This is a genomic window from Spirosoma harenae, from assembly GCF_054776975.1.
The window spans coordinates 41,261-65,252 of the sequence record NZ_BAAHBD010000024.1 but is presented as its reverse complement, the minus strand read 5'-3'; the positions used below and the strand labels follow the sequence as shown (position 1 = coordinate 65,252).

Genomic DNA, 23,992 nt, shown 5'->3' with positions numbered 1-23,992 from the left:
ACTAAGCCACTAAAACAGGGGCAATTAATGGCAGGCTGACGGTAAACTGCACACCATCATCTTCTATATTAGGAAGCGGTTGCTGCAATTTCTGATACTGGCTGAAAATGGTTGAAAGACCAACGCCATTCGATAAAACCCGACTCGCTTTCCGCTGTAAATTATTACGTACCCGCAATTGGCCTTTCTCCACAAGAATATTAATTCTCAGCGGATTTGTTGACGCAGTGCTGTTATGTTTGACTGCATTCTCAACCAGCAATTGAAGCGTTAGCGGAGGCAACAGCCAGAATTGGTAAGTTGGATCAACCTGAATGGAAAGCGACAATCCTCGACCATGGCGGGTACTTAGTAAATGATAATACGAGTTAATGAATTCAAGTTCGCTAGTTAAGGTGGTTAACGGTTTATCAGACGCTTTTAACAAATATCGATACACATCACTGAGTTCATTAACAAATTTCCCTGCCCGATCGGGGTCATCGTCAATAAGCGAAGCCAGCGAATTCAAACTGTTAAATAAGAAATGTGGGTTTACCTGAGCTTGTAATGCCCGTAACTGAACATCCGATTTTTCCTGTTCCAGTCGTTGAAGCGTTAGCTCCGTTTTTAATCGCTGTTGTTCAAATTGCTCTTCCCGTTTCGACAATTCAACAGCCTTGTTAACAGCAATTTGCCGTTGATAAAAGACCAGGCAGAAGGAAAAGCAAAGTAATTCGAGAATTCGCTCTACCCAGAGAATCTGTCGCTGCACATTAATCGAAACCAGGTCAGCGGGTAAGGGCCAGGTATGCAGAAGCGCATAAACAAACACATTTGCCTCTGTCAGGAACATAAAGAGTGCGCCCATACTAAACGCCTTACTAATCGCATCGTTCCGTTTGATCGTCAGCCAGAATGCGTATATACTAATTAGTAATAAAAGCCCCCAATACGACCCAGATATGAGATGACCAACGGTTGTCCGGTGCCAGTCTCGAGCCGAGATTAGTAAAAGGGCAGTATCGATAAGGACAAAAGCAAAGACGGCAATTTGCCCCCATCGAAATCGTTGTTTAGCTCTGACCGTCCAATCTACTCCAATAAAGAGTTGATAGATCAATTCCAGAATGATGACTTTCATTAATCCCCGCGACAACACATGAGCCGCCAGAAAATAGGCCTGGGTCATGTGAGTATTTTCGGACAATAATGTAAAAAACAGGGCCTGCGCCATGGCTACCAGCGCTAATAGAGTAAACAGCCCATCCACCCATCGTCGGTAAAAGCTCCATTGAACGGCATTCAGGAGAAAAATGGCCCCAACTGCCCCCAAATAACAAAACATCACACTTTCTCCAGACATACAGAGTGTACGTATCTTCAGAACAGTTGTTAATCACTCTCAACACGTGCTAAAGGTAATGCTTAAATAGCATAGGGCATGGGTATGAGGCTTAGGGAGAAACTGTTTTACCCTATGCCCCAACTCCCAGGCCCAGGCTACTCACTACGTAAGCTTTTTACGGGATTCATTAATGCAGCTTTGATACTTTGGAAACTGACAGTAAATACCGCTACCAAAACAGCAACGATCCCTGTCAAAGCAAACATCCACCATGCCATATCAATTTGATATGCGAAATTCTGTAACCACCGATTCATTACCCACCAGGCCAGCGGTGACGCCAGTAAGACAGCCAGCAGTACCAATTGCAGGAACTCTTTGGAAAGAAGCATCACTATACCTGGGATATTAGCCCCCAGCACTTTACGAATACCAATTTCTTTAGTCCGCAACTGGGCAGCATAAGCCGACAGGCCAAATAATCCCAGACAGGAAATCAGTATGCCCAACCCGGCAAATATTTTCAGCACATTACTCATCCGCTGCTCCGACTCGTAGAGTAGCGCCAGTTTTTCGTTTAGAAAAGTATAAATGAATAAGCTTGATGGCGCAATCTGAGCGAGTGTCGCTTTGGCCGATTCCAGGGTTTGGGGAATGTTATCGCCTTTTATCTTCAGCAAAACCTGAGCTGTTTCGCGCGGATTCTGAATGACAATCAGTGGATCAACGCCCGAATGAAGGGATGCAAAATTAAAATCCTTGACTACGCCCACGACCTGCCCTGTATCACCTCGGGCCACTAGCCGTTTACCAATTGGATTCGTTAGTTTCAGAGCTTTGACAGCTGATTCGTTCAGGATGAAAACGGGGTGAGCATCGAAAGCCTGCTTCACAAAATTGCGTCCTTCTTTTATCTGAGCCTGAAGGATTTGTAATACCCTTTCATCTCCCCATAAGTGCCGTATCGACTGTTCATTATCGGGCGCATGTAAGGGCATCACGCTTTCCATACTAAAACGATCTCCGGGGAGAGTAGAAATCAGGGCGATATCTGTAATGGCCGGGTTTTTCTGCCATTCCGTTAGAATTGTCCGCGCTTTTTCCCCCATTTCCTGATTATACAGCTTCACGGCAACCAATTGTTCCTGATTAAAGCCCAGGTTTTTAGTCTGGAAAAACTGCATTTGCCGATAAACGACCAGTGTGCTGAAAATCATGAATACCGAGACGACGAACTGAAATACAATCAGGCTCTTGCGCACCAATGTAACCGACGCTACGGAAATCTTTTTGCCTTTCAACGACTGAACAGGGTCGAAATTGGCGATGAACCAAGCGGGGTAAACCCCAGCCAGAAAACTAATGGAACCTGTCAGTAGCAACATAACCACTACGTTCGTTGGGGTAAACAGCTCATTGAATTGCAAGCTCCTGGCTGCCAGATTATTATAAAATGGAATGGAAAACCAGAACAATAGCAAGGCTAATGCAGTAGCTGCCAGCGTAAGCAGGAACGATTCGCCGAGGAATTGATTCATCAACTCAACCTTACGTGCTCCTAATGCCTTCCGAACGCCCACTTCTTTCATCCGGTTAAAGGCCTGTGCAGTAGCCATATTGATGAAATTGACAGAGGCAACCAGCAAAATGAACAAGGCGGCAGCCAGAAAAATATAGACATACGTGATGTCGCTATTCGGGCTCATTTCTTTCTCGAGCCGAGAATGCAAATGAATATCCGTAATGGGCTGAAGATGAAAACGGTTGCCAGCCAGTACTTCTTTACGATGATCTCCGCTCGGATCGTAATACCGGACCGTAAATTCGGGAAGAGCCGCGTCAATGGTTGTCCGGGTTGCCGGGCTCTCTAGTAACACATAGTTATAGAACCCTGACCAACTACGACGTTCCAACAGCTCTTTATCCATCAGTTGGTACAACGTGGTCATGGAAATCAGGTAATCGAACTTGAGATGGGTCGGAAAGGAAAATTCCTTGATCACTCCACTAACACTTAACTGACGTTTCGTCTGATCGTCCTGTATCAGTTTTCCAATTGGTTCCTGATCGCCAAAATACCGTTTTGCAGTTTCTTCGGTCAGCACGATAGAGTTTGGTCGAGTCAATGCTGTTTTAGGATCTCCCTTGACGAACGGTATATCAAATACATCAATAACTGTCGAATCGGCAAAAAATCCTCTTTTCTCTTCAAAGCGTTTGACATCGCCCGTGCCTGTTTCTGTATAGCTTAACACCTGTCCAGAAGGATGACGTTGAAAACGGGCAATTTGCTTGATTCCGGGTAGTTGTTTATGCATCTCTACAGCCAGAACTGGCGACGTGGCCGCCCATTTCCGGGTTGTTTCGCCTATATTTTCGGAATTAATCCGAAAAATCCGGTCAGCTTTCGAAAACCCTTTATCATACCGAAGCTCCTCTCTGACGTGCAGAATAATGAGCAAACTACTGGCAAGCCCGATAGCCAGTCCAACCAGGTTTAACGAACTGTTCAGCTTGTAGCGTACCAGATTCCGAAAAGCGATTTTAACATAGTTTCGTAGCATAGTAGTAGTCAATGATGAGTGATGATAGTACTCTTGTTTACGTTTTCGCCGTCGCACAAACGGCGGCAGCACCGATAGCACATTCAGAACGTACCGCAGCGTAGCCTGTGTCTTGCCAGCCTTATGGTACCAATATTCATACAACTCACCCAAATCGCCTTCTACCTCTTCCAAGGTATTATCGGGATGAAGCTGAGTTAAAAGCCAGTGAGCAAAGCGGGGTGGTCCGTCGGGGCGGTTTCGGGGTTTCATCTCGTATTATTTGTAGAGACAAAGCAGGCTTTGTCTCTACAGAAAACATAATTATTCGGATCGTAAACTCTTAACCGGATTTATCAGAGCCGCTCGGATTGCCTGGTAACTCAAAGTTAGTAATGCGATAGTTATTGACAGGAGTCCGGCCAGAGCAAAAACCCACCAATCAACAGTGACCTTGTAAGCAAAATTGACCAACCATTGATTCATTGCATACCAAGCCAGTGGCGAAGCAATCAGAATAGCGATCAGAACCAACTTCAGAAAGTCTTTAGATAACAGAGAGACAATATGAACCAACGTGGCACCTAATACTTTACGCACCCCTATTTCCTTCGTGCGCTGCTCGGCTGTGAACGCAGCCAGCCCAAACAATCCTAAGCAGGCTATCAGAATAGCCAGTATTGAAAAATAGAAGATAATTCGTCCTACACGTTGTTCAGCTTTGTATTGAGCATCCAGATCCTGGTTCACAAAACCATACGAAAATAGCGTTGCGGGCTCATTCTGTTTATACACTGCCGCTAGTTTAGAAAGCAATTGCGATACATTGCCTGGTTCCGTTTTAATAAGCAGGTCGAAGTAAGGATTTGATGGCTGATAGCGAAAAATGAATGGCTCAATGGCCACATGAAGCGGTCTAAAATGAAAATCTTTTAGCACACCAACCACCAAACCTTCTTGTCCCCAGTGTTTAATCCGTTTTCCAAGTGCCGTTGCTAGCGTCCAGCCCATGCGTTTGGCAGCTGTTTCATTAATAAGATAGGCTCCCAATTTACCGGAAGTGTCTGACGGGATTTGCGCTGAAAAATTTCGTCCCGCGAGCACCTTCATTCCTACTGTCGACACAAAATCCTGGTCGATATTCATATTTGTTATCAGGAATTCATCTTTCGGTGCCTGCCCTTCCCATTCAACAAACGCTGAGTTTGTGATACCAACCAGATTACTCGTTGTAAGGGATGCTTTCGCCACACCAGGCAATTGCTCAACCTGCTGTTTGAATACCCAGGGCTTACCCCGCAGATTGCCCTTCAACCGAACATATAATAGATGTTCTTTATCGAAACCGAGTTTAGCGGTCTGCATGAAGGTTAGCTGTTTATAAATTATTACAGTGGCGATACCCATACTCACTGAAAGGACGAACTGTCCTACAACCAGCACTTGGCGAAAACTACGTCCTTTTCCCACATTGAACAGGCCCTTTAATACAGCAACAGGTCGGAATGACGACAGAAAAAACGCGGGATAAAGCCCTGTCAGCAGACTAACTACGCCGGTCATTCCAACCAGCATGATCCAGAAAAGACCAAGTTTATACGGTATTTGTATCGTTTTCCCTGAAATATCATTGAAAAGCGGCAGTAGGAAATTGGCCAGAAACACGGCCAACCCAATTGCTATTCCCGTCATGAGTAAGGCTTCACCCAAAAATTGCCCAATTAAATTTATCTGTTGGGCACCTATTGTTTTGCGAATGCCTACTTCTTTAGCCCGTCCTGAGGCCTTTGCAGTAGCGAGGTTAATGAAGTTTATGACGGCTATTAGCAAAACGATTAATCCAACCGCAATGAAGATTTGAACGTAGACAATATCACTTCGTTTACCCCAGTCGGTTTCGAACGAAAATTTTGAGTGTAAATAAATTGACGATAAGGGTTGGAGCATCAATTGCGTTTCATTGCCTTTATCATAGCGATGTAGGCTGTTTCTGATTTTGTCGGAGAATAGTTCTAAGCCAACCGATGCGTTTGTTAATTCAGGACGTAACTGGAGATAAGTATGGTAACTATTGCTATTCCATTTCATGCTCCACTCGTCATTCTTTTCGAGCCATTTGAAGGGTATTAATACATCAAACTCAATATGCGAGCGGGACGGTGGATTTTGCGCTACACCAACCAATTTAAGGGCATGCTGAGCGTTGAGTTGAATCAGTTGTCCCAATACCTGTTTACGACGCCAATTCTTACCATAGAATCGTTCTGCCATAGCTTCGGAAAAAATAACCTCATTGGGCCCCTGGAACACAGAAGCAGAATCACCAATAACGAGAGGAAAACTAAATAGGGAAAAAAAAGAGGGATCAACGATCAACATTTTCTCTGGCTCAATAGCCTGGCGTCCTTGTGTTAGCAAACCCGACCATCGGCCAATGCGAGTAGTGTGCTCCACTTCTGAAAAGTCTTTTTTGATGAATGCGGCTAGTGGCCCAGGAGTAACAGCTACATCAAAAATACCGTCTGCCTGCTTTTGTTTTTCTACTACGCGATAGATACTACTATAATTGGGATTAAATCGGTCGTAGCTCAGTTCATCGTGTACATACAAGGCTATCAATAAACAACAGGCCATACCAACGGCTAAGCCGCTGATGTTGAGCAAGCTATACAGCTGATGCTTTTGGAGTGTACGAATTGCGATTTTGAGATAATTTTGCAGCATAGCCAGTGTTAGAACAGAAGGTTGTATATATCGATCTTTACGTTTCCGCCGTCGCACAAACGGTGGCAGCACCGACACTACATTGAGCAGATACCGTAGCGTAGCCTGAGTTTTCCCAGCTCGCCCGTACCAGTACGTATACAGCTCACCCAAATCACCTTCTACCTCCTCCAACGTGTCATCGGGGTGAAGTAGAGTTAAGAGCCAGTAGGCCCAGCGTGGTGGTAAGGTCTTTTTCATACACCCCCGAGTCGAAGTGTGTTGGGTGGTAATAATTGCCAGAGTTCCTGACGCAGTTGCTGAATTTCCTGCAGCGCTCGATTGCCCAACGCCGTAATTCGGAAGAGACGTTTACGTCGACCACCCCGTTCGGTCGTAGCTCCACCCAGTTCTGACCGTACAAACCCCTTCTCTTCCAGCCGAATCAATGTGTTGTGAACAGTACCAAACGTGACGATTCGGCCAGTGTGCTCTTCCAGCGCCTGACTGACCGTAACGCCATACCCCTCCCCGTCCAGAATGGCGACCATCAGTAAAACAACCTCTTCAAATTCACCTAAATATGTCCGACGCATTCGTTCAGGTTATTAGTTTACATTTTATCGTACAAATCCATTGCCAATTCCTAAAAACCTATTCCTGAGCCATTGGAGGTCTGTTTTACTCCTGAGCACAGCAATACGTTTGTCCGTAAATGGACAAGCGCTGTCCTACCTCGGACAGCGCTTGTAAAAAAAATTCTATTTTTTCAGTAACTCTCAAACAATCCTTTTTGGCGGATGTTATGTATATGTATTCGCTGATAGACGGGGATGCTGTGAAAGGCACCTGCTTTTTTCAAATTAACTGATCTACCAAGCGAACTCAAAAAGCCAGGTGACTTCGTGTTGTCTGGCTTTCTTTTTTGGCAGAGAATATAGAGTTCGGGGTATAGGATAAAATGCGATCATTAATTACCCATACCCCGAACCCTCACCCCTATGCTATTCACTCCTTAGTGACTTTATTGGATTGGTCAATGCGGCACGGATTGATTGAAAACTGACAGTGAAGAAAGCAATGATGATGGCTAACAGAGCCGTTCCGATAAACATCCAGACACTAATATGGATGCGATAGGGATAATTCTGAAGCCATTTGTCGATAGCATAATAAGCGGCCGGAAACGCAAAGATGAACGAGAAACCAACCAATCGCAGAAAATCGGAGGATAATAATTGTACTATGCTGCTCACCGACGCACCCAACACTTTGCGAATACCGACCTCTTTGGTCCGCCGTTCGGCGGAAAGCGTAGCCAGCCCGAATAGGCCAATACAGGAGATGAAAATTGTTAGAATGGCGCCGAACAGCATTATCTGTTTCCATTTGGCCTCCGATTCATATTTTTTCAAATTTTCCTGATCCAGAAAGCTATACGAATATGGACTAATTGGAAACAATTTTTTAAATGTCTGTTCAATAACCCTGAGGCTTTCCGTTTCAGTGTTCGGTTTTATTTTGATAAACACTTTCCCGAAATCATTTTTCGGTTTCATGGTAAACAACTGCGACCGAATCTCTTGATTTAAAGGCACAAAGTGATAGTCTTTTACCACGCCAATAACCGTATATCGCTCTGGCGTCTCACCAGCGAAGAAATTAACTTCCTGACCAATTGGGTTTTTCCAGCCCGCTTCTTTCACAAATCGTTCATTTACCAATACCGAATGCGTGGAATCGCTGGGGAAATCGGGCGAAAAATTGCGGCCGTTCAGAATTGGTATTTTAAATACTGGCAGATAGGTTTCATCGACCGTTTCATACGCAAACGAAAGTTGTTTTTCGTCTTTGTTGACTTTAGCTACCGTGCCCCAGAAGCCTCGATTTTTAGGCGCAACATCAATGATATTCGGATTTTTCAATAACTCAGCCTTCAACAAGCGAGCTTCACTCCGTTTCAAACCCGACTTGTTCACCATTACCAGATGACTGTCGTCGTAACCCAAGCTCTTCGTCGTCAGATAGTTAAACTGAGAATAGATATTCAGTGTAGCTACAATCAGGACCGAAGCCAGCGCAAACTGTAACACCACCAGACCTCGTTGCAGGTAATTCTTCCCTGTAAACTTGAATCGACTGTACAGGCTCTGAACCGGGCTGTAGCCAGACAAAACGATTGCCGGATAAAATCCAGCCAGTAAACCTGTACTAATGAACAAAGCAATGTAGCCGACGATCAACTTTACATCAAATAGATATGAGAAAGCCAATGCTTTGTTAGAGAGCTGATTGAACGTTGGTAGTACCAAAATAACCAGCAGGATTGCCAGGGTGAACGCAACAAAACAGAGCAGAAATGATTCGCCCAAAAATTGACTAATTAATTGACTACGCCCTCCACCAACCACTTTGCGAACACCGATTTCCTTCGCCCGTTTCATCGAACGAGCCACCGTCAGGTTAACGAAGTTGATACAGGCTATGATCAACACGAATAAGGCAATTCCTGATAGAATGTAAGAAAACGTCGGATTGCTCTGATCAGCAAGGCCATTTTGGGCGGGTAAATCTGTACTTAAGTGCATAGCCGTGAAAGGCTGAAGTTCATAGATCGTTTTACTCTTCACACCAAATTTTTTAGCTATCTCAATAATCGATCTTTTGGCATCAATCTGATAGATCTGGTTCATTTTAGCCTCAACAGCTTTGATATTGGCATCAGGTCTTACCAGCACAAACGTATTCAGGAAGACACTAAACCAGTTCTCATTATTGGCAAAGTCATCTTTCGAAACAACGATGGGTAATAGTACATTGAATTTGATGGATGAATTCTGAGGGCATTTGGCTGTCACACCGGTTACGGTAAATGGCTCGAACTGATCTTTTTCTTTGATAAGCACGACTTTCCCAAGCGCATCGGCAGTACCAAACTGTTCCTGTGCCATTTCCTCCGATAGAACTACCGATTTCGGGCGTTGTAAGGCTGTTTTGGGATCACCGCTCAGTAGCGGAAAGCTAAACAATTGAAAAAAATCGGGATCAGCAGCAAACATCTCCTGACTCTTCACCTCATTGCCTTGTTTCATATCTCGTTGATGAGATTCAAAACGGACAAACGATTTGATTTCTGGTACCCCGGCTGTGAACTTAGGTCCCTGAAAAATACCCGTGTTTGAGTTGTAACGCCCTTTCTGGTCCCCAGGCTCAACCTCACGACTTGTAATCCTGTACAGATGTGGATTATTCGTATGAAAACGGTCGTAGCTTACCTCATCTTTGGTGTACAGCATAATTAACATAGCTGCTGCCAGACCGATGCTCAGGCCAACAACATTGATGATGGAATACGCTTTATTATGAGATAAAGTCCGAAATGCAATAGTGAAATAATTTCGTAGCATAGCAGGATGTAAGAATGAGGGTGATGGGTAATCCGATGGTTTATTATCGCGCTTGAAAAAATAAGGACGTAGGTAGTGTAACACCGCCCAGGCATATTCCCGACGGGCCTTACTCCGGCCAACATCGCCAATTCGTTTGTCAAATACTTCGTGTAAATCGCCCTGTACATCCTCAAGAATGTGTGGAGATAAGCAAGTTTCCAGGAGCCAATCAGCCCAGCGGGGCGGCCGAATATTCGGAGGTGTCGTTTGTTCGTTCATGGTTTACCCGCCAATCAGTTGAAATTTACCCGGTGGAATGGCCTGCCAGAGTCGACTGCGCATTTCCTGAATGTCATTCAATGCTCGAACGCCCAAAGCTGTCAAGGTAAAAAATCGCTTTCGTCGCCCTCCCCGTTCAGCCGTGGCTCCGCCCATCGTTGAGGAGAGAAATCCTTTCTCTTCCAGGCGATACAATGTCGCATGAACAGCGCTCATTGTGATGGATCGCCCCGTTTGTTGCTGAATGTCTTCCCAGATCGTAACTCCGTAGGCTTCGTCAGGACAGGCCGCAACCACGAGCAAAACAATCTCTTCAAATTCTCCTAAAAATGCTCTTCGCATCGGTTTATCCGGTTGAATTGATTAGTTGTAATTTTGCAAAACAAATCTCCTGCCAGAATCAAAAAATGGCCATACTACGCAAGTATGGCCATTTCTATCAAGTGATGCTGTCCGAAATCGTACAATAGTTGTCCACAACTGTACGAACTTCCTCCTTCCCGGCTGAGAGTTTCTGCCAAGTAGCTATACGGTTTATCCCTTCTCCTGTACAATTCACCAGTCACTTTTTCCGGTTGACGAACCTACTTGTGGGACAGGCGGCAGGGAGTACCCAATTTTGTCATGTTCAAGCAACAGTAACAAATACAAGTTTCAAGACGGACACTCTTTTTTAATCTGTAAACAACAAAAAAATGAAACGCTTTACTACCCTCCTCCTGGCCGCAGTAGCCACCATTTCACTAACAACATCTTGTAAGAAAGACTCAGTTGAAGGTACGGTACAACCTCAGAACCAAACCCTTCCGTTTGTTGGCAAAAGTTTCGTCATGGCGTCTTTCCAGGTTGATCCGGCGATTGACTTTGACGGTGATGGCAAATTGGATACCGATTTAACGACTTTCCTGCGTGCCTGTGATCGGGATAACACCATCATATTCGCTTCCAATGGAAGTCTGTCAGGCTCAAATGGGCAACTTTCCTGCTCCACTGATCAGGCTGATCCATCTGCTTTCAAACCCAGCCATTGGACGTATAATGAATCGACTAAAACGATTCGAATTGTAAAAGATAACGATGCTACCGATGTAGCGGAATGGAAAATTCTGGAGTCTACAGCTTCAAGTCTGAAAGTTGACGTAGATGTCAATGATCCCACGCGAGACTATAAAACCATTATTACCTGGAAAGCGCTGTAGTTCCCTATGAAAATCATTGCCATCGAACTCTATACGGCTGATCTCATTGGTACGCGTAGCTTTTATACTCGCCAGCTTGGTTTGCCCATTATCTCGGAATCTGTTGATTCGCTGACGCTTCAGGTAGGCTGGACTCTACTCACATTCAGAACAGTAGACAAACCGACTGCTCCTTACCACTTTGCCATAACGGTTCCGACCGATATGCTGGAAGTATGTATGCATTGCTATCCCCTGAATTATCGCTCAATTCAGGGACAGGAAATTGTAGAGATGGCGGAATGGCGTACCCGAGCCTGTTATTTTCGCGATAATAATGGTAATCTGCTGAAGTTCGTCACCAAACGGGAGTTAACCTGGTTCGATCCAAACTTCACCATGAACGACCTATTTCAGGGAATTACAGAAATGGGAATTGCTTCCGAATGTGTGCCGACTACAACGCGTCAACTCATGGATCGGTTTGGTCTTCCCCTCTTTCGGCGCTTCCTCCCGACGTTGGAAACTTCCATACTCGGTAATGAGACAGGTTTGCTAAGTATCGTTCAGACAGGGACTAACTGGCCATTCACACAAACGTCGGCCTCCATGAATCACTGCCAGATAACGTTTGAAGTCGAGCCAGGCGGTTCAGCACAATCGTTATACTGTTACGGCATCAATCAATGGCCCGTTTCAACTAGCAAACCCCTGTTTGTTGGTACGCACTACATCCGTGCAATGGCCCAATCGCTTCATTCACAGCCATCTTTTGCGAATTAAATCAAGGTAAAGACACAGCTTTCTATACCCTCTTTCTTCCTCTTTTCTACTCATGAAACCGATTAAAAAGATTACACTGTTCACCCTGATGGGCCTTAGCTTTTGGATTACAGCCGCGCGCTTTGGCGATGTCATGTCCGAACTCAACATCGAAACCGGTAAACTTCGACAGGATGTCCTTCTGAATCTGAAAGAGCCACAGTGGTTTTTCTTCAATACAACTGGATCTATGCGGCAGATGGCCCGTCGCATTCCCGAATCATCTCGCACAACTACCGTTCGAGCTTTGGGCAAGGTTGTTCGGGCCTATGTTGAATCGTCAACGTTTAAGGACGTCTGGCTACAGGATTTACGGCAATATTATCCTTACGATGAAGCCTTTACAGCTGAGGGTATTGCAAAAAAGAAACAGGCCAACGAAGCCGACAAGGCTGCTATGAAGAGTCAGTTAAGTGCTATGGACCAAGCCTTTGCGCAAATGGACCCTGCTATGCTTCAAATGGGGATTCGGGCGCAGTTAGGTCAGGAAGAACAGCAGATTTCCTCTCTATCGGGTAGCGAACGAACGGCTCAACTGCAACGTGTAGCAACTTTAAAAAAGATACTGACGTTGGCCCCGGCTGAATGCAAAAAGCAGTATATGTCTTTCCTAAAACAACAGGCTCAGGGCCATGTGGATGAGTCGATCGCTTCGTCGGAAGTTAGTAAGGAGGAATTGGCGCAACATCGCCAGCAGAAAGCTGAATTTGACGCTCATTCAGATTTCCGCCCACTGCTGAAAAAGCGATTGCAGGATTTTATTGCGCTTACTGAAACGGTTGATTTTGAAGCCCGCTTAATTCCTATGGGACGTAAGCAGGAATTCGCCAATCCAGTTTATCAGCGTAAACCAGCGGAATGGAAGTTTCTATATCGTATTGGTAAGGAGCCCGTTATGGAAGCCCGCACGTTCGCTCAGCAATGGCTTGCCGAGTTGCGGTAAATGAATTGGACAAACCTATCGTCTGGCGTCAATAACGTTGCCAAACGGTAGGTTAATCCATATGAAATACGTTCTCCAGTCGAATTGCGACAGGTGAATTATCAGGATAGGTGTCCATCAGATCAGCCATGTACGCCCACCATTTTTGCATAATGTCTGTGCCGGGTAAGTCATCGGCGGTGTGATTGGCAATTCGCTTCTGAACGCCAAACAGCGTTCCAGTGCCCCGATCCAGATAAATGGAATAATCCCGAATCCCGGCCTCCGTCAGTGCAGCTGATAATTCAGGCCAGATTTCATCATGCCGACGTTTGTATTCCGCTTCGACGCCGGGTTTTAATTTCATTGTAAAAGCGATTTCTTCCATAACTAAAGGGTTGCTGATTCTACTTTCATATTTACTTATTCACAAGAAACTGTTTATGTATCAGTAAACCTGAAAATTAGAACTATTTCAATTTATACAATTCCGTTCCGGCTAATAGAAAACAGCCGAGGCCGTAATCTTCGAAATCGGGTTTACTTTCGTAGGTAACAGGCTGGCCATCTTTGGGTTCTTTGCCGGTTCCCTGAACATAGCCTAAAAATCCGTTTGGATGCACAGATTCAGTAACCATTGCGTTCCAGGCTTTGGCAATAATGGGTCGGTAAGTTTTTGCGTCAAGTAATCCGTGGTTGATACCCCAGGCCATGCCATATACAAACAAAGCGGTACCAGTAAGCTCTTTGCCACCATAATTTGTTGGATCGTGTAGGCTAGCGTTCCAGTAACCATCGGCACGTTGCATGGGGGGCAAGGCTCGAATCATTTCCAGATAGGTCTTTTCGTATTCATCCCGATGCGGGGCATTTTTAGGCAGGATATCTAACACCCGAACCAGAGCGGCCACTACCCAGCCATTGCCCCGAGACCAGTAGCAATCCTGACCGTTGGGTTCTTTGTAAGGCGGCACAAAATCCTTATCACGCCACCATAAATGATCTTCGGCATTGTACAGTCCATTACCGCCATGCTTCGTTTTCGAGTACATGTAAATTTGGTACATCTTCTCGAAGTAAGTGGGGTCTTTTTCCAATACACCTAGTTTAGCGAAGACCGGCATGGCCATTTGAAGCGCATCGACCCAATTCCAGTCATCTACTTTATCGCTTTTCACCATGGCGTCAATCGATGCTTTGATAGCGCGAATACGTTCCGGTTTCGGGTCAATCAGGTACAGATCGATGTAGGTTTGCCCACAACATTGGTCGTCAGCGTTTCGAGTGTTGATACCGCTTCGAAGCCCCCAATGATGCTTTTCGCCCCATTCAACTGCGTAATCGTAGTAGGGTTTCTTTTTGTCGATCCCATACAAATTCACTAATCCTTCATAATAAACTGCTCGTGTCCAGATGTTGCTGGGTCGTGTTTTATTAGTCACGATCTCTTTGCCGGGATCAGGCCAGGTCTTCATAAAATAGTCATTCGCCAACGTCATTTTGGCGAGAATATCCTGTTTACCCGGAAGCGACTGTGCCCGCCCTGAGAACGAAAGGGCGAAAAACAAAAAACTGATAAAACGAGATTTCATAGCAGGTTTCGTCGTTCAAGTTTCAAGGTATATTAATAATTAACCTGGAACCTGCAACCTCAAACTTGAACCGATTAATGTGTAGCAACGGGAGCTGTATACTTTTTGAGTTCGACGCAATCGCCAGGCAATGTGTGGGTATTCCAATGGTGATGGATGGCTAATGCGGCTCCTACTGCTGACGCCTGCGCCACCGATGCCGCATAGACTTCAATCGTTGGGAAAGCTATCGCCAGTAGATTCATGTAGATTGGATTTTTACTGAAGCCCCCGTCTACAAAAATACGCTTGACCGGCGAACCGGCGAGTACCAGATTCGTTGAAATCAACTGCTGTGCAACGATGTCGAGCATGAGTTGATGATACGCTTCCGAATAATCCGAAAAATCCGCCAGGCTGCGTTGCCCAAACAATGAGCCTTTCATCGAAATCAACTGATTGCCTTTGGCATCATTACCAGTCGTAACCTGACTTACTTTGTGCCGTAAACGGTCGATGGTTTCAGGGTCGTAAGCTACTTTCGTATATTGATTAACAGACACTTTAAAGTGATCAGCTAGTCGTTTCACCTGTTGTTCATGCTCATACCCCGCAAACAAGCGAGCTGCTTTCACAGGTTGACCTTTGTAGTGCATGAAGTTCAGGCAATCATATTGCAATTCCTCAGGCGTCAACGGATGGTTGTTGAATGGGTTCATACTTATGCACCACGTTCCCGTCGAAATCAGGACAAACGGTTCCTGAAACGATGCCAGATAAGGCACCAATGCGGCCGAACTATCATGCAATCCAACGCCAACCTGAGCAGAAGTACCGTCTATCGTTAATTGTCGGGCCGAATCAGATGGAGTAATAGGTCCTAAATAGGAATCTAGCTTTTCGGTCGTTACCCAGGCATGATATTGCTGTCGGTCGAAATCCCACAACATCGTATGGCATCCTATACTCGTCAACTCCGAAACTGGCCAACCAGAAATGAGATAGCTAACATATTGCGGCAAATGCAAGGCATACGCCATTTTCGCCAGCAAATCGGGCTGTTCGTACTTGATCCGGTACAATTGCAGGCCCGAATTAAGACTACCCAAAGAAGGAGAAGCCGTCTGGCGCGTTATGGCAGATTCGCCCCCATAGCCATCGAAAAACTGCTTCAATAACGCAGGGGGATAAACTTTCAGATAATTATACAGCTGACCGAGCGGTTCGCCATGCTGATCGATATAGACCATACTGGCACCGTAGGTCGAGAAATTGACTGCTTTCACCGAAAATTCCGGCAACGCCATAACTTCCTTCAACGAAGAAATTACCCAGTTCCGAAGCAGGTTTACATCTTCACAAGGCTCTCCATCTTCATCCCGAATCTCCTCAAACTGCTCCGATTTTTCCCAAACAATCCGGTACTGCTCGTCAAAAAGAAACAGTTTTTTATTGGTCTTCCCAATGTCGAAAATAGCAACGACGTTCATGAATGGTTAGTGATGAACGATGAGTGATGAACCATGAGTGACAAGCAGAAGTTATAACCCGCTCATCACTCATCGTTTATCACTCATCACTATGTTAAAGTCCCGTGGCTACTGTTTTGGCACCGCGCTCACCGATGAGGTGTTGCCGAACGTCTAACTGACGGTATAAACCTAGCGGATGTAAGGCTCCTCCTGCTCGTCGTCGGGCTTCGGCTACCAGTGGGCGAACATCGGTTCGGAACGCATCCTGAAGGATTTCTTGTGCCCGAACCGGATCGTTGGCTTCGCGAGCCTCTTCCAGGGCCACCCGATCTACGAGTAAGGCCTGTGCATAAGCGAGTTGAATGGCTTCAACGGATTGAAGCAGATCTTCGAGCGGGTCTTTCACATTGTGGCTCGCATCAATCATCCAGCCGAGATCCTTCGCGTGGTTCATCCCACGAGCGTCCATACCATCGACTAATTCCGTGAAGATCAGAAACAGTTGATATGGGCGGATGCTGCCAACGGTCAGATCATCATCCCCGTATTTAGAATCGTTGAAATGGAAACCGCCCAATTTGCCCTGGTGAAGTAAAATCGCTACAATCTGTTCAATATTCGCATTCGGCAGATGGTGACCTAAATCTACAAGCGTATACGCTTTCGGACCGAGTTTGCTGGCATACAAGAAGCTACTTCCCCAATCGCCAACGGTCATGGAATAGAAATTTGGTTCGAAGGCTTTATACTCAACAAACATCTTCCAGTTTTCCGGTAAAGCCTCATAAATTTCGGCCAGGCTTGCTAATGTACGGTCGAAGGCTTTGCGAAAATTAAGCTGTCCAGGAAAACATGAACCATCTGATAACCAAACCGTCAGCGAGTCCGAACCGAGAGCGACGCCATGCTTAATTACCTCAATATTGTGATCGATTGCCTGCTGACGAATAGCGGGGTCAGTGTGTTGTAACGAGCCGAATTTATAGCTCAATGGCTGATCAGGCTGATCCTGAAAGGTATTGGAGTTAACCGCATCGAAGCGCAGACCATGCTTTGCTGCCAGTTGTTTGATCGCTTCAGGATCAGTCGGAATATCCCAGGGAATATGCAATGAAATAGCACCGCTAGCCCGGTTTAAGGCATGTAACAGACCAACGTCGGCAATTTTCTCTTCCAGTGAACGAGGCTCTCCCCCACCCGGAAAACGACCAAACCGCGTACCACCCGTTCCCAATGCCCAGCTCGGAATAGCAATCTGAAAATCTATTAATTTTTGAATAATCGGCTCAGCCTTCGCCACCTCCTGCGTCCAGTACGATAATTTCCGCTGGTGGCCAGCCAGATTTGACTGGTTATAATCCGCAATATGTTCAGGTTCAATTTGCATAAGGGTTGGGGTTAAAGTTTTACGGTATTCTATTTACGGTGAACTGATGCAAAAGCACATCAACTCACTGTAAACCGAATACCGTAATCTGTACACTTTATTTATCGTACAAACGCCATCGCGACACCACCATCAACATTCAGGACGTTACCGGTCGATTTAGCCAATAGACCGTTTACACAGGCCAGACAGGCGTTGGCAATATCGTCGGGGAGAATGATTTCGTTCAATAGCGTACGTTTCGCGTAGTAAGCGGGTAGTTCAGCTACTGTTATGCCATACGCTTTGGCGCGACCTTCGGCCCAGGCACCGGCCCAGATTTTCGAGTCGGAAATGACCGCGTCGGGATTGACGACGTTTACGCGGATATGGTCTTTTCCTAATTCAGCGGCATTCAGTCGGCTTAAGTGGAGTTGAGCAGCTTTTGCTGAACCGTAACCAGCATTGTTGGGCCCGGAAACAAGCGCGTTTTTGCTGACAATATTAATTACATCGCCACCAAGCTTCTGCTTTCGCATAATTTCAACACCTTTCTGAGTAACCAGGAATTGGCCTTTCACCAGCACGTCATACAGTAAATCCCAGTCTTTTTCGGTGTGTTCTTCGATAGGTTTCGAAATGCTCAGTCCCGCGCAGTTCACAATAATATCAACTCCACCAAATGCCAATGTAGCGGTATCGAACGTAGCGGCAATGGTATCAGCCTGCGTAACATCCAGTTGATCAGCAGCATAAGCGTCTTTACCATACTGCTTCTGGAATTCTTCTTTCGCACCTGCCAGTCGATCGGCGTCGTTATCGTTGATGACGACAACGGCTCCTTCTGACAGAAATTTCTTGGCAATCGCTTTTCCAATACCGCCCGCACTCCCCGTTATCAGCGCAATTTTGCCTGACAAAGGCTTTGGTTTTGGCATCCGTTGCAGTTTAGCCTCCTCCAACAGCCAGTATTCAATATCAAAGGCTTCCTGTTCGGGCAGACCAACATAGTCAGAAACGGCTTCGGCTCCCTTCATGACATTGATGGCGTTGGTATAAAATTCAGCGGCTACGCGTGCGGTTTGTTTATCCTTTGCAAATGTTATCATACCCACTCCCGGCCACAGCAATACAACCGGATTCGGGTCACGGATAGCAGGACTGTTCGGGTGTTTGCAACGCTCGTAATAAGCCGCATAATCAGCGCGATAGTCTTCAAATGCTTTTTCCAGATACGCTGCGCTATCAGCACTCGACAATTGCTCGGGATCGAGCACTAGCGGGCGGATTTTGGTACGCAGGAAGTGGTCAGGGCAACTTGTTCCCAATCGGGCCAGACGGGGAAGATCATTCGAATTGACAAACTCCAATACGCGTTCATCGTCGGTGAAATGGCCAATCATTTGCCGGTAGCTGGAAGCTAACCCACGCAAGGTAGGCATTACAGCAGCCGCTTGCTTTTTCCGGGTATCTGCATCGGTATTTTCACGAGCTACACCACCGAAAACCGGGCGTTTCTTACCGAAATTCTGGTGCAGGTATTCAGAAGCCTGCTCAATGACTTCCAGCGTATTCATATACGACTCATACGACGTATCGCCCCAGGTGAACAGCCCATGCCCGCCTAAGATAATACCACGAAGATTCGGATTTTTCTGAACGGCTTCTTCCAGTTTCAACCCTAAATCGAAACCAGGGCGTTGCCAGGGAATCCAGGCCATTTGGTCACCCCAAATTTCGTGCATGATAGCCTCTCCATCGCGGCTGGCAGCAATGGCAATTAAGGCATCAGGATGCAGATGGTCAATGTGTTTATAGGGCAATAGTCCATGCAATGGTGTATCGATGGACGGAGCAGCGCATTTTGGATCGAACAGGCAATGATCGAACAGGCCAACCATTTCGTCTTCAAACTCTAGTCCCCGATAGCGGCTCTTTAGTGCATGCAAACGCTCTACGTATAAGTTGGCGCAGCCTTTTTTGGTGAGTGTACCAATATCGCCCCCCGAACCTTTCACCCACATTACTTCAACGGGCTGACCAGTTAATGGATTCGTTTCCATCAATTTAACTGATGTATTTCCTCCAGCGTAGTTAGTCAGGCGAAGATCGGCTCCCAGCAAGTTAGAACGGTAAATAAACAGGGCCACTTCATCACCAGCCAACTCTGCTGCCTTTTGTTCATCCCAGAGATAGCTAACGTAGTTGAACGCTTGCGTCGTATTCATAGATAAGAGTTAAGTAAGTAGTATCGATCCGAAATCTTGTTTTAGCAAAGTACGTACTATTTGTTAAATCCTGTGTCATGCACTCTCCTGTTATATTCACAAAAAACGTGAACTGTTTTTTCTACTCCCACTGATTGTACAAACAGGAGAGAACAGGTAGGTTTCAGAAACAATTGAGGATAAATTTGCAATAAAATTATGAATGCTAATTAGTTTAACACATTCATAACACATCATCACTGATACTTAGATAAACGTAGCTGTAGTATTATTTCTTTATGCAAGTTCTGATTGGTATTATTTACCACACAATTGGTGGCGGGTTTTCGGGTAGCTTTTACATGCCCTTTAATAAAGTGAAAGGATGGGCCTGGGAAAGTTACTGGATTGTTGGCGGTCTATTTTCCTGGCTCATTGTGCCTCCCTTAGCTGCTTACTTAACCATCCCCGATTTTGCAGCCATCATTGCCTCAGCTGATATGGGCACAAAGATGCTCACATTCGTATTTGGATTACTATGGGGTATCGGTGGACTCACGTATGGTCTGGGCGTTCGCTATCTGGGCATGTCGCTGGGGAATTCGGTCGTATTAGGTTTCAGCTCAGCTTTTGGCGCACTGGTCCCCTCCATATACTATAATATCAACCCCGTTAAAGGGAAAGTCTCATTTACCGATATGCTGGGTTCAGGTGGAGGGCAGTTAGTGTTACTAGGCGTTTTAGTTTGCCTCATCGGAATTGCCATCTCGGGTAAAGCCGGCATGATGAAGGAAGGGGAACTCTCGGAAGCTGAAAAGAAAGCCTCTGTCAAAGAGTTCAGCATTGTGAAAGGCCTGACAATTGCAGTAATCTCCGGTATTCTAAGCGCCTTTTTCAACTATGGTATCGAAGCGGGCAAACCCTTGGCCGATCAGGCTGTTTTGCAAGGTTGTAATCCGCTGTTTCAGAATAACGTAACCTACGTGGTAGTACTATGGGGTGGCCTGACCACCAACTTTTTGTGGTGCATGTACCTAAATGCCAAAAATAAAACCTTCAACGATTACACAAATACTCGGACGCCTATTCTGGCCAATGTACTTTTTTCGGCAACCGCTGGTACAATGTGGTTTCTCCAGTTTTTCTTCTACGGGATGGGTGAAAGTAAGCTGGGTAATGGGGCCAGCTCCTGGATTACACACATGGCTACTATCATTCTGACCGCGAACATGTGGGGCTTATATCTGAAGGAGTGGTCAGGGGTATCGAACGCTACATTCCGCACGTTCATTACCGGCATTGTCGTGATTCTAATTTCAATCGTCCTAGTAGGAATCGGTAATTCTCTTTGAACGGCGATTTGGCTTATCAGTAGTTTTTGGGGATTGATTTTACATAATTGGACTTGGACATTATCTGAAAACATAGCTCAACAAACAGAATCCGGTTAAAGCATCTGCAGATTGTTTTGGCCGGATTCTGTTTGTTTATACCCTTTTGATAGATCGACAGTCTGGAAATGCGCAAGTTGGATTAAATAGAGATTAAAAGTCATTACTTTTGTCGTTATACACTAGCTATAGAGATGAACACAGTTTATTTAGTAGCTGTAGTAGCTTCAGAATAGATTAAAATTAACCTCAAGCAAACAAGATGGACATTTCACGAATCTTTAAGAACAATCAAAGTTGGGTTGAAAAGAAGCTAAGCACAGCACCAAGTTACTTCAGCGATCTTTCCAAAGGGCAAACTCCAGATATCCTCTATATTGGCTGTTCAGATAGCCGTGTAACAGCCGAAGAACTTATGGGTGTATCACCCGGTGAAGTGTTTGTGCTCCGAAATATTGCGAATATGGTTCCTAATACGGACCTAGGCGTAATGTCGGTTATTAATTATGCTGTCATGCATCTTAAAGTGAATCACATAGTGGTTTGCGGTCATTACTATTGTGGTGGCGTTCAGGCGGCCATGAAATCAGCAGACATGGGGATTTTAAATCCATGGCTAAGAAATATTCGTGATGTGTACCGGATGCACAAGGATGAATTGAATGCGATTGAAGACCAGGAACAACGCTATAAACGATTAGTGGAATTGAATGTCGAAGAACAATGTATCAATGTTCTCAAAACAGCAGAAGTGCAAAAAGCCCAGCAGGAACGTGATATAACTGTTCATGGATGGGTTTTTGACGTACATTCCGGAGAATTGATCGACCTGAAAATTGACTTTATAAAACTGTTAGAAAATATAAAGGAAATTTATCGTCTCGATTAAGATAAACATAAAACAAATAGCCATCGGATAGTTATTCTGACTATCCGATGGCTATTTGTTAAAATATCTCCCTCGCAATCTTCATAACATTATCGGCCTTGCCCATCGTATAAAAGTGCATGACGGGTGCCCCAGCTGCTATTAGCTCTCGACATTGCTGAATGCACCACTCCACTCCTACTTGCCGTGCCTGCTGGTCGTTTTCGCAGGTTTCAACCGCTTTTTGTAAATCTTCGGGTAGTTCCAGGTGAAAAAGTTTGGGTAAAATCTGAAGCTGTTTGCGCGTACTGAGTGGTTTCAGCCCTGGAATAATTGGTACTGTAATTCCTTCCAACCGACACCGAGCCACAAAATCCAGATATTTCTTATTATCGAAAAACATCTGGGTAACAATATAATCCGCTCCTTTCTCGATTTTCTGTTTGAGATAATGAAAGTCAATATCGGAGTCGAGCGCTTCAAAATGCTTTTCGGGGTAAGCGGCTACACCAATGCAGAAATCACTGGGAGCCAATGCCGTATCTTCTTCATGCAGATAAATTCCCCGATTCATATTAGCAACCTGCTCGACTAATTCACTGGCGTAGGAATACCCGTTTTCTTTGGCTTTAAACGTCGAGAATGGTTTCGCCGGATCGCCCCGCAACACCAAGGCGTTATTGATCCCCAGATAATGCAGATCGATCAAAAAATCTTCCGTCTCCTCACGAGTGAATCCCCCACAAAGCACGTGCGGCACCGGATCAACACCAAACTTATGCATAATGGCCGCACAAATTCCGACAGTACCAGGTCGTTTCCGGGTGACAATTTTCTGAATCGTTCCATCGGGTAACGGCCGTTCGATGTATTCTTCGCGGTGGTAAGTAACGTCGATAAAGGGGGGGTTGAACTCCATTAACGGCTCGATGTTATCGAGCAGGTTCTTCAAATTATCGCCCTTGATAGGCGGAATGACTTCAATCGAGAAAATCGTTTTGCCGTTTGCGGCCTTAATGTGATCGGTAATTTTAGTCATTGATCATAAGACTACATGCCAAAACAAAAAACGTTTTGCAATCGCATGTATGAGTTAGCGAGAAAACATGGCTAAACTCACATAAATTCCATTCGCAGAACCGTTGCTCCAGGGCTGTACATCCAGCCGACGGCCCATTGCTGTTCGATTTTTCACCTCATGGATTTTCGGAACTCCCCAGCCCACAAATGATCCAAACACAGCCCCAACCAATAAATCTGATGGGTAATGCAGTCCACCCTCATAGCGTAAATAGGCCGTAGCCGATGCCAATCCCAGGGTACTAACCCAAACGACAGGTTTTAATTTGGAATGCGGAAAATAGTGCCGAAACACTTCGCTGGTAAAAACGGCAGTTGCAAAGGCATTGGTTGTATGGCCAGAAAAAAAAGATTGCCGAGCGTCTCGATCCAGTTTTTCGTCAATAGGTGCATCAGCATTATAAACAAAGGGTCGATTTCGTTGCGTAATCGCCTTTATAGTACGCTCAACCCCATTTGCCAGCAGCAACGTTTCGATATACATCACGGCTACCGTCTTGAAATCTTGTCGCATGGGTTTAGTACCAAGTGTCAGAATGCCAGTAATTCCAATGGTACCGACCAGGGTTGCATCACTGAATTTATCGGCTGATGTTGACCAGTGGAATGTAGCATTTCGATCAAACTTATTTACGTCATCCCGGCTGAGAGCTGCGATTTCCGCGCGCGTAAGCGGATCAATTGTGTGGCTCAGCGCTACGGATGTTCCTAACGTTGCGGCTCCAATGCCTAACCAAGTAATTTCCCGACCCGTTTTTAGTTCATAAGGCGACTGGGCATATGAAAAATGAGCAAAAAACGATAACTGGATAAAGACGAAGGAAATAAATTTCTTGGAACGAATCACATTTAGAGAATACATCATACCCCAAAT

18 protein-coding genes are annotated in these 23,992 nt (G+C 45.4%); 5 read left to right on the top strand and 13 right to left on the bottom strand.

Annotation, left to right across the window (positions count from 1 at the left end; all coding sequences use genetic code 11):
• Position 1 precedes the first annotated feature (1 nt).
• From ACYVE4_RS22810 to ACYVE4_RS22785, 6 genes are all read right to left on the bottom strand, one after another.
• Positions 2 to 1,345 (bottom strand): sensor histidine kinase, encoded by a 1,344-nt coding sequence (locus ACYVE4_RS22810; RefSeq protein WP_461042564.1) that lies wholly within the window; start codon positions 1,343 to 1,345, stop codon positions 2 to 4.
• 137 nt (positions 1,346 to 1,482) lie between these two features.
• Positions 1,483 to 4,143: an ABC transporter permease gene (locus tag ACYVE4_RS22805; RefSeq protein ID WP_461042563.1), complete on the bottom strand. Its 2,661-nt coding sequence runs from the start codon at positions 4,141 to 4,143 to the stop codon at positions 1,483 to 1,485.
• Positions 4,144 to 4,194: 51 nt separating this feature from the next.
• Positions 4,195 to 6,834 (bottom strand): ABC transporter permease, encoded by a 2,640-nt coding sequence (locus ACYVE4_RS22800; protein ID WP_461042562.1) that lies wholly within the window; start codon positions 6,832 to 6,834, stop codon positions 4,195 to 4,197.
• On the bottom strand, positions 6,831 to 7,169 hold the full coding sequence (locus ACYVE4_RS22795; RefSeq protein ID WP_461042561.1) for a PadR family transcriptional regulator: 339 nt from the start codon (positions 7,167 to 7,169) through the stop codon (positions 6,831 to 6,833). The genes ACYVE4_RS22800 and ACYVE4_RS22795 overlap by 4 nt, the downstream gene beginning before the upstream one ends.
• A gap of 408 nt (positions 7,170 to 7,577) precedes the next feature.
• Positions 7,578 to 10,241 carry an ABC transporter permease gene (locus tag ACYVE4_RS22790; protein ID WP_461042560.1) on the bottom strand — a complete coding sequence of 888 codons (2,664 nt, stop codon included), beginning with the start codon at positions 10,239 to 10,241 and terminating at the stop codon, positions 7,578 to 7,580.
• Positions 10,242 to 10,244: 3 nt separating this feature from the next.
• Complete coding sequence (locus ACYVE4_RS22785; protein WP_461042559.1) at positions 10,245 to 10,583, bottom strand: PadR family transcriptional regulator; 339 nt, start codon at positions 10,581 to 10,583, stop codon at positions 10,245 to 10,247.
• 353 nt (positions 10,584 to 10,936) lie between these two features.
• Between ACYVE4_RS22785 and ACYVE4_RS22780 the strand changes: the two genes are divergently transcribed.
• Genes ACYVE4_RS22780 through ACYVE4_RS22770 form a run of 3 tightly spaced genes read left to right on the top strand, consistent with a single transcriptional unit; the run spans position 10,937 to position 13,184 of the window.
• Positions 10,937 to 11,440: a hypothetical protein gene (locus ACYVE4_RS22780; protein ID WP_461042558.1), complete on the top strand. Its 504-nt coding sequence runs from the start codon at positions 10,937 to 10,939 to the stop codon at positions 11,438 to 11,440.
• Between the two features lie 6 nt (positions 11,441 to 11,446).
• Positions 11,447 to 12,202 (top strand): VOC family protein, encoded by a 756-nt coding sequence (locus ACYVE4_RS22775; protein WP_461042557.1) that lies wholly within the window; start codon positions 11,447 to 11,449, stop codon positions 12,200 to 12,202.
• Positions 12,203 to 12,254: 52 nt separating this feature from the next.
• Entirely contained in the window at positions 12,255 to 13,184 is a 930-nt protein-coding gene (locus ACYVE4_RS22770) for a hypothetical protein (RefSeq protein ID WP_461042556.1), read from the top strand.
• 52 nt (positions 13,185 to 13,236) lie between these two features.
• On the opposite strand, the gene rhaM is transcribed toward ACYVE4_RS22770, so the two are convergent.
• The 5 genes from rhaM to ACYVE4_RS22745 form a co-directional block, all read right to left on the bottom strand.
• Entirely contained in the window at positions 13,237 to 13,551 is a 315-nt protein-coding gene (gene rhaM / locus ACYVE4_RS22765) for an L-rhamnose mutarotase (RefSeq protein ID WP_461042555.1), read from the bottom strand.
• A gap of 82 nt (positions 13,552 to 13,633) precedes the next feature.
• Positions 13,634 to 14,755 (bottom strand): glycoside hydrolase family 88/105 protein, encoded by a 1,122-nt coding sequence (locus ACYVE4_RS22760; protein ID WP_461042554.1) that lies wholly within the window; start codon positions 14,753 to 14,755, stop codon positions 13,634 to 13,636.
• 74 nt (positions 14,756 to 14,829) lie between these two features.
• The gene (locus ACYVE4_RS22755) at positions 14,830 to 16,224 is read right to left on the bottom strand and encodes an FGGY-family carbohydrate kinase (protein WP_461042553.1); all 1,395 of its coding nucleotides are present in this window, start codon (positions 16,222 to 16,224) and stop codon (positions 14,830 to 14,832) included.
• Between the two features lie 94 nt (positions 16,225 to 16,318).
• Positions 16,319 to 17,593, bottom strand: coding sequence for a TIM barrel protein (locus ACYVE4_RS22750; RefSeq protein WP_461042552.1), 1,275 nt, complete (start codon positions 17,591 to 17,593; stop codon positions 16,319 to 16,321).
• A 101-nt stretch (positions 17,594 to 17,694) separates the two neighbouring features.
• Complete coding sequence (locus ACYVE4_RS22745) at positions 17,695 to 19,800, bottom strand: bifunctional aldolase/short-chain dehydrogenase (protein ID WP_461042551.1); 2,106 nt, start codon at positions 19,798 to 19,800, stop codon at positions 17,695 to 17,697.
• Positions 19,801 to 20,078: 278 nt separating this feature from the next.
• Here ACYVE4_RS22745 and rhaT point away from each other — a divergent pair, with 278 nt between their 5' ends.
• Both rhaT and ACYVE4_RS22735 read left to right on the top strand, forming a co-directional pair.
• The gene (rhaT, locus tag ACYVE4_RS22740; protein WP_461042549.1) at positions 20,079 to 21,131 is read left to right on the top strand and encodes an L-rhamnose/proton symporter RhaT; all 1,053 of its coding nucleotides are present in this window, start codon (positions 20,079 to 20,081) and stop codon (positions 21,129 to 21,131) included.
• Between the two features lie 301 nt (positions 21,132 to 21,432).
• On the top strand, positions 21,433 to 22,059 hold the full coding sequence (locus ACYVE4_RS22735; RefSeq protein ID WP_461042548.1) for a carbonic anhydrase: 627 nt from the start codon (positions 21,433 to 21,435) through the stop codon (positions 22,057 to 22,059).
• A gap of 58 nt (positions 22,060 to 22,117) precedes the next feature.
• Here ACYVE4_RS22735 and metF read toward each other — a convergent pair whose 3' ends face one another.
• Positions 22,118 to 23,077, bottom strand: a complete 960-nt coding sequence (gene metF, locus ACYVE4_RS22730) for a methylenetetrahydrofolate reductase [NAD(P)H] (RefSeq protein ID WP_461042547.1) — start codon at positions 23,075 to 23,077, stop codon at positions 22,118 to 22,120.
• Positions 23,078 to 23,131: 54 nt separating this feature from the next.
• Positions 23,132 to 23,983 (bottom strand): phosphatase PAP2 family protein, encoded by an 852-nt coding sequence (locus ACYVE4_RS22725; protein WP_461042546.1) that lies wholly within the window; start codon positions 23,981 to 23,983, stop codon positions 23,132 to 23,134.
• Between the last annotated feature and the right edge of the window lie 9 nt (positions 23,984 to 23,992).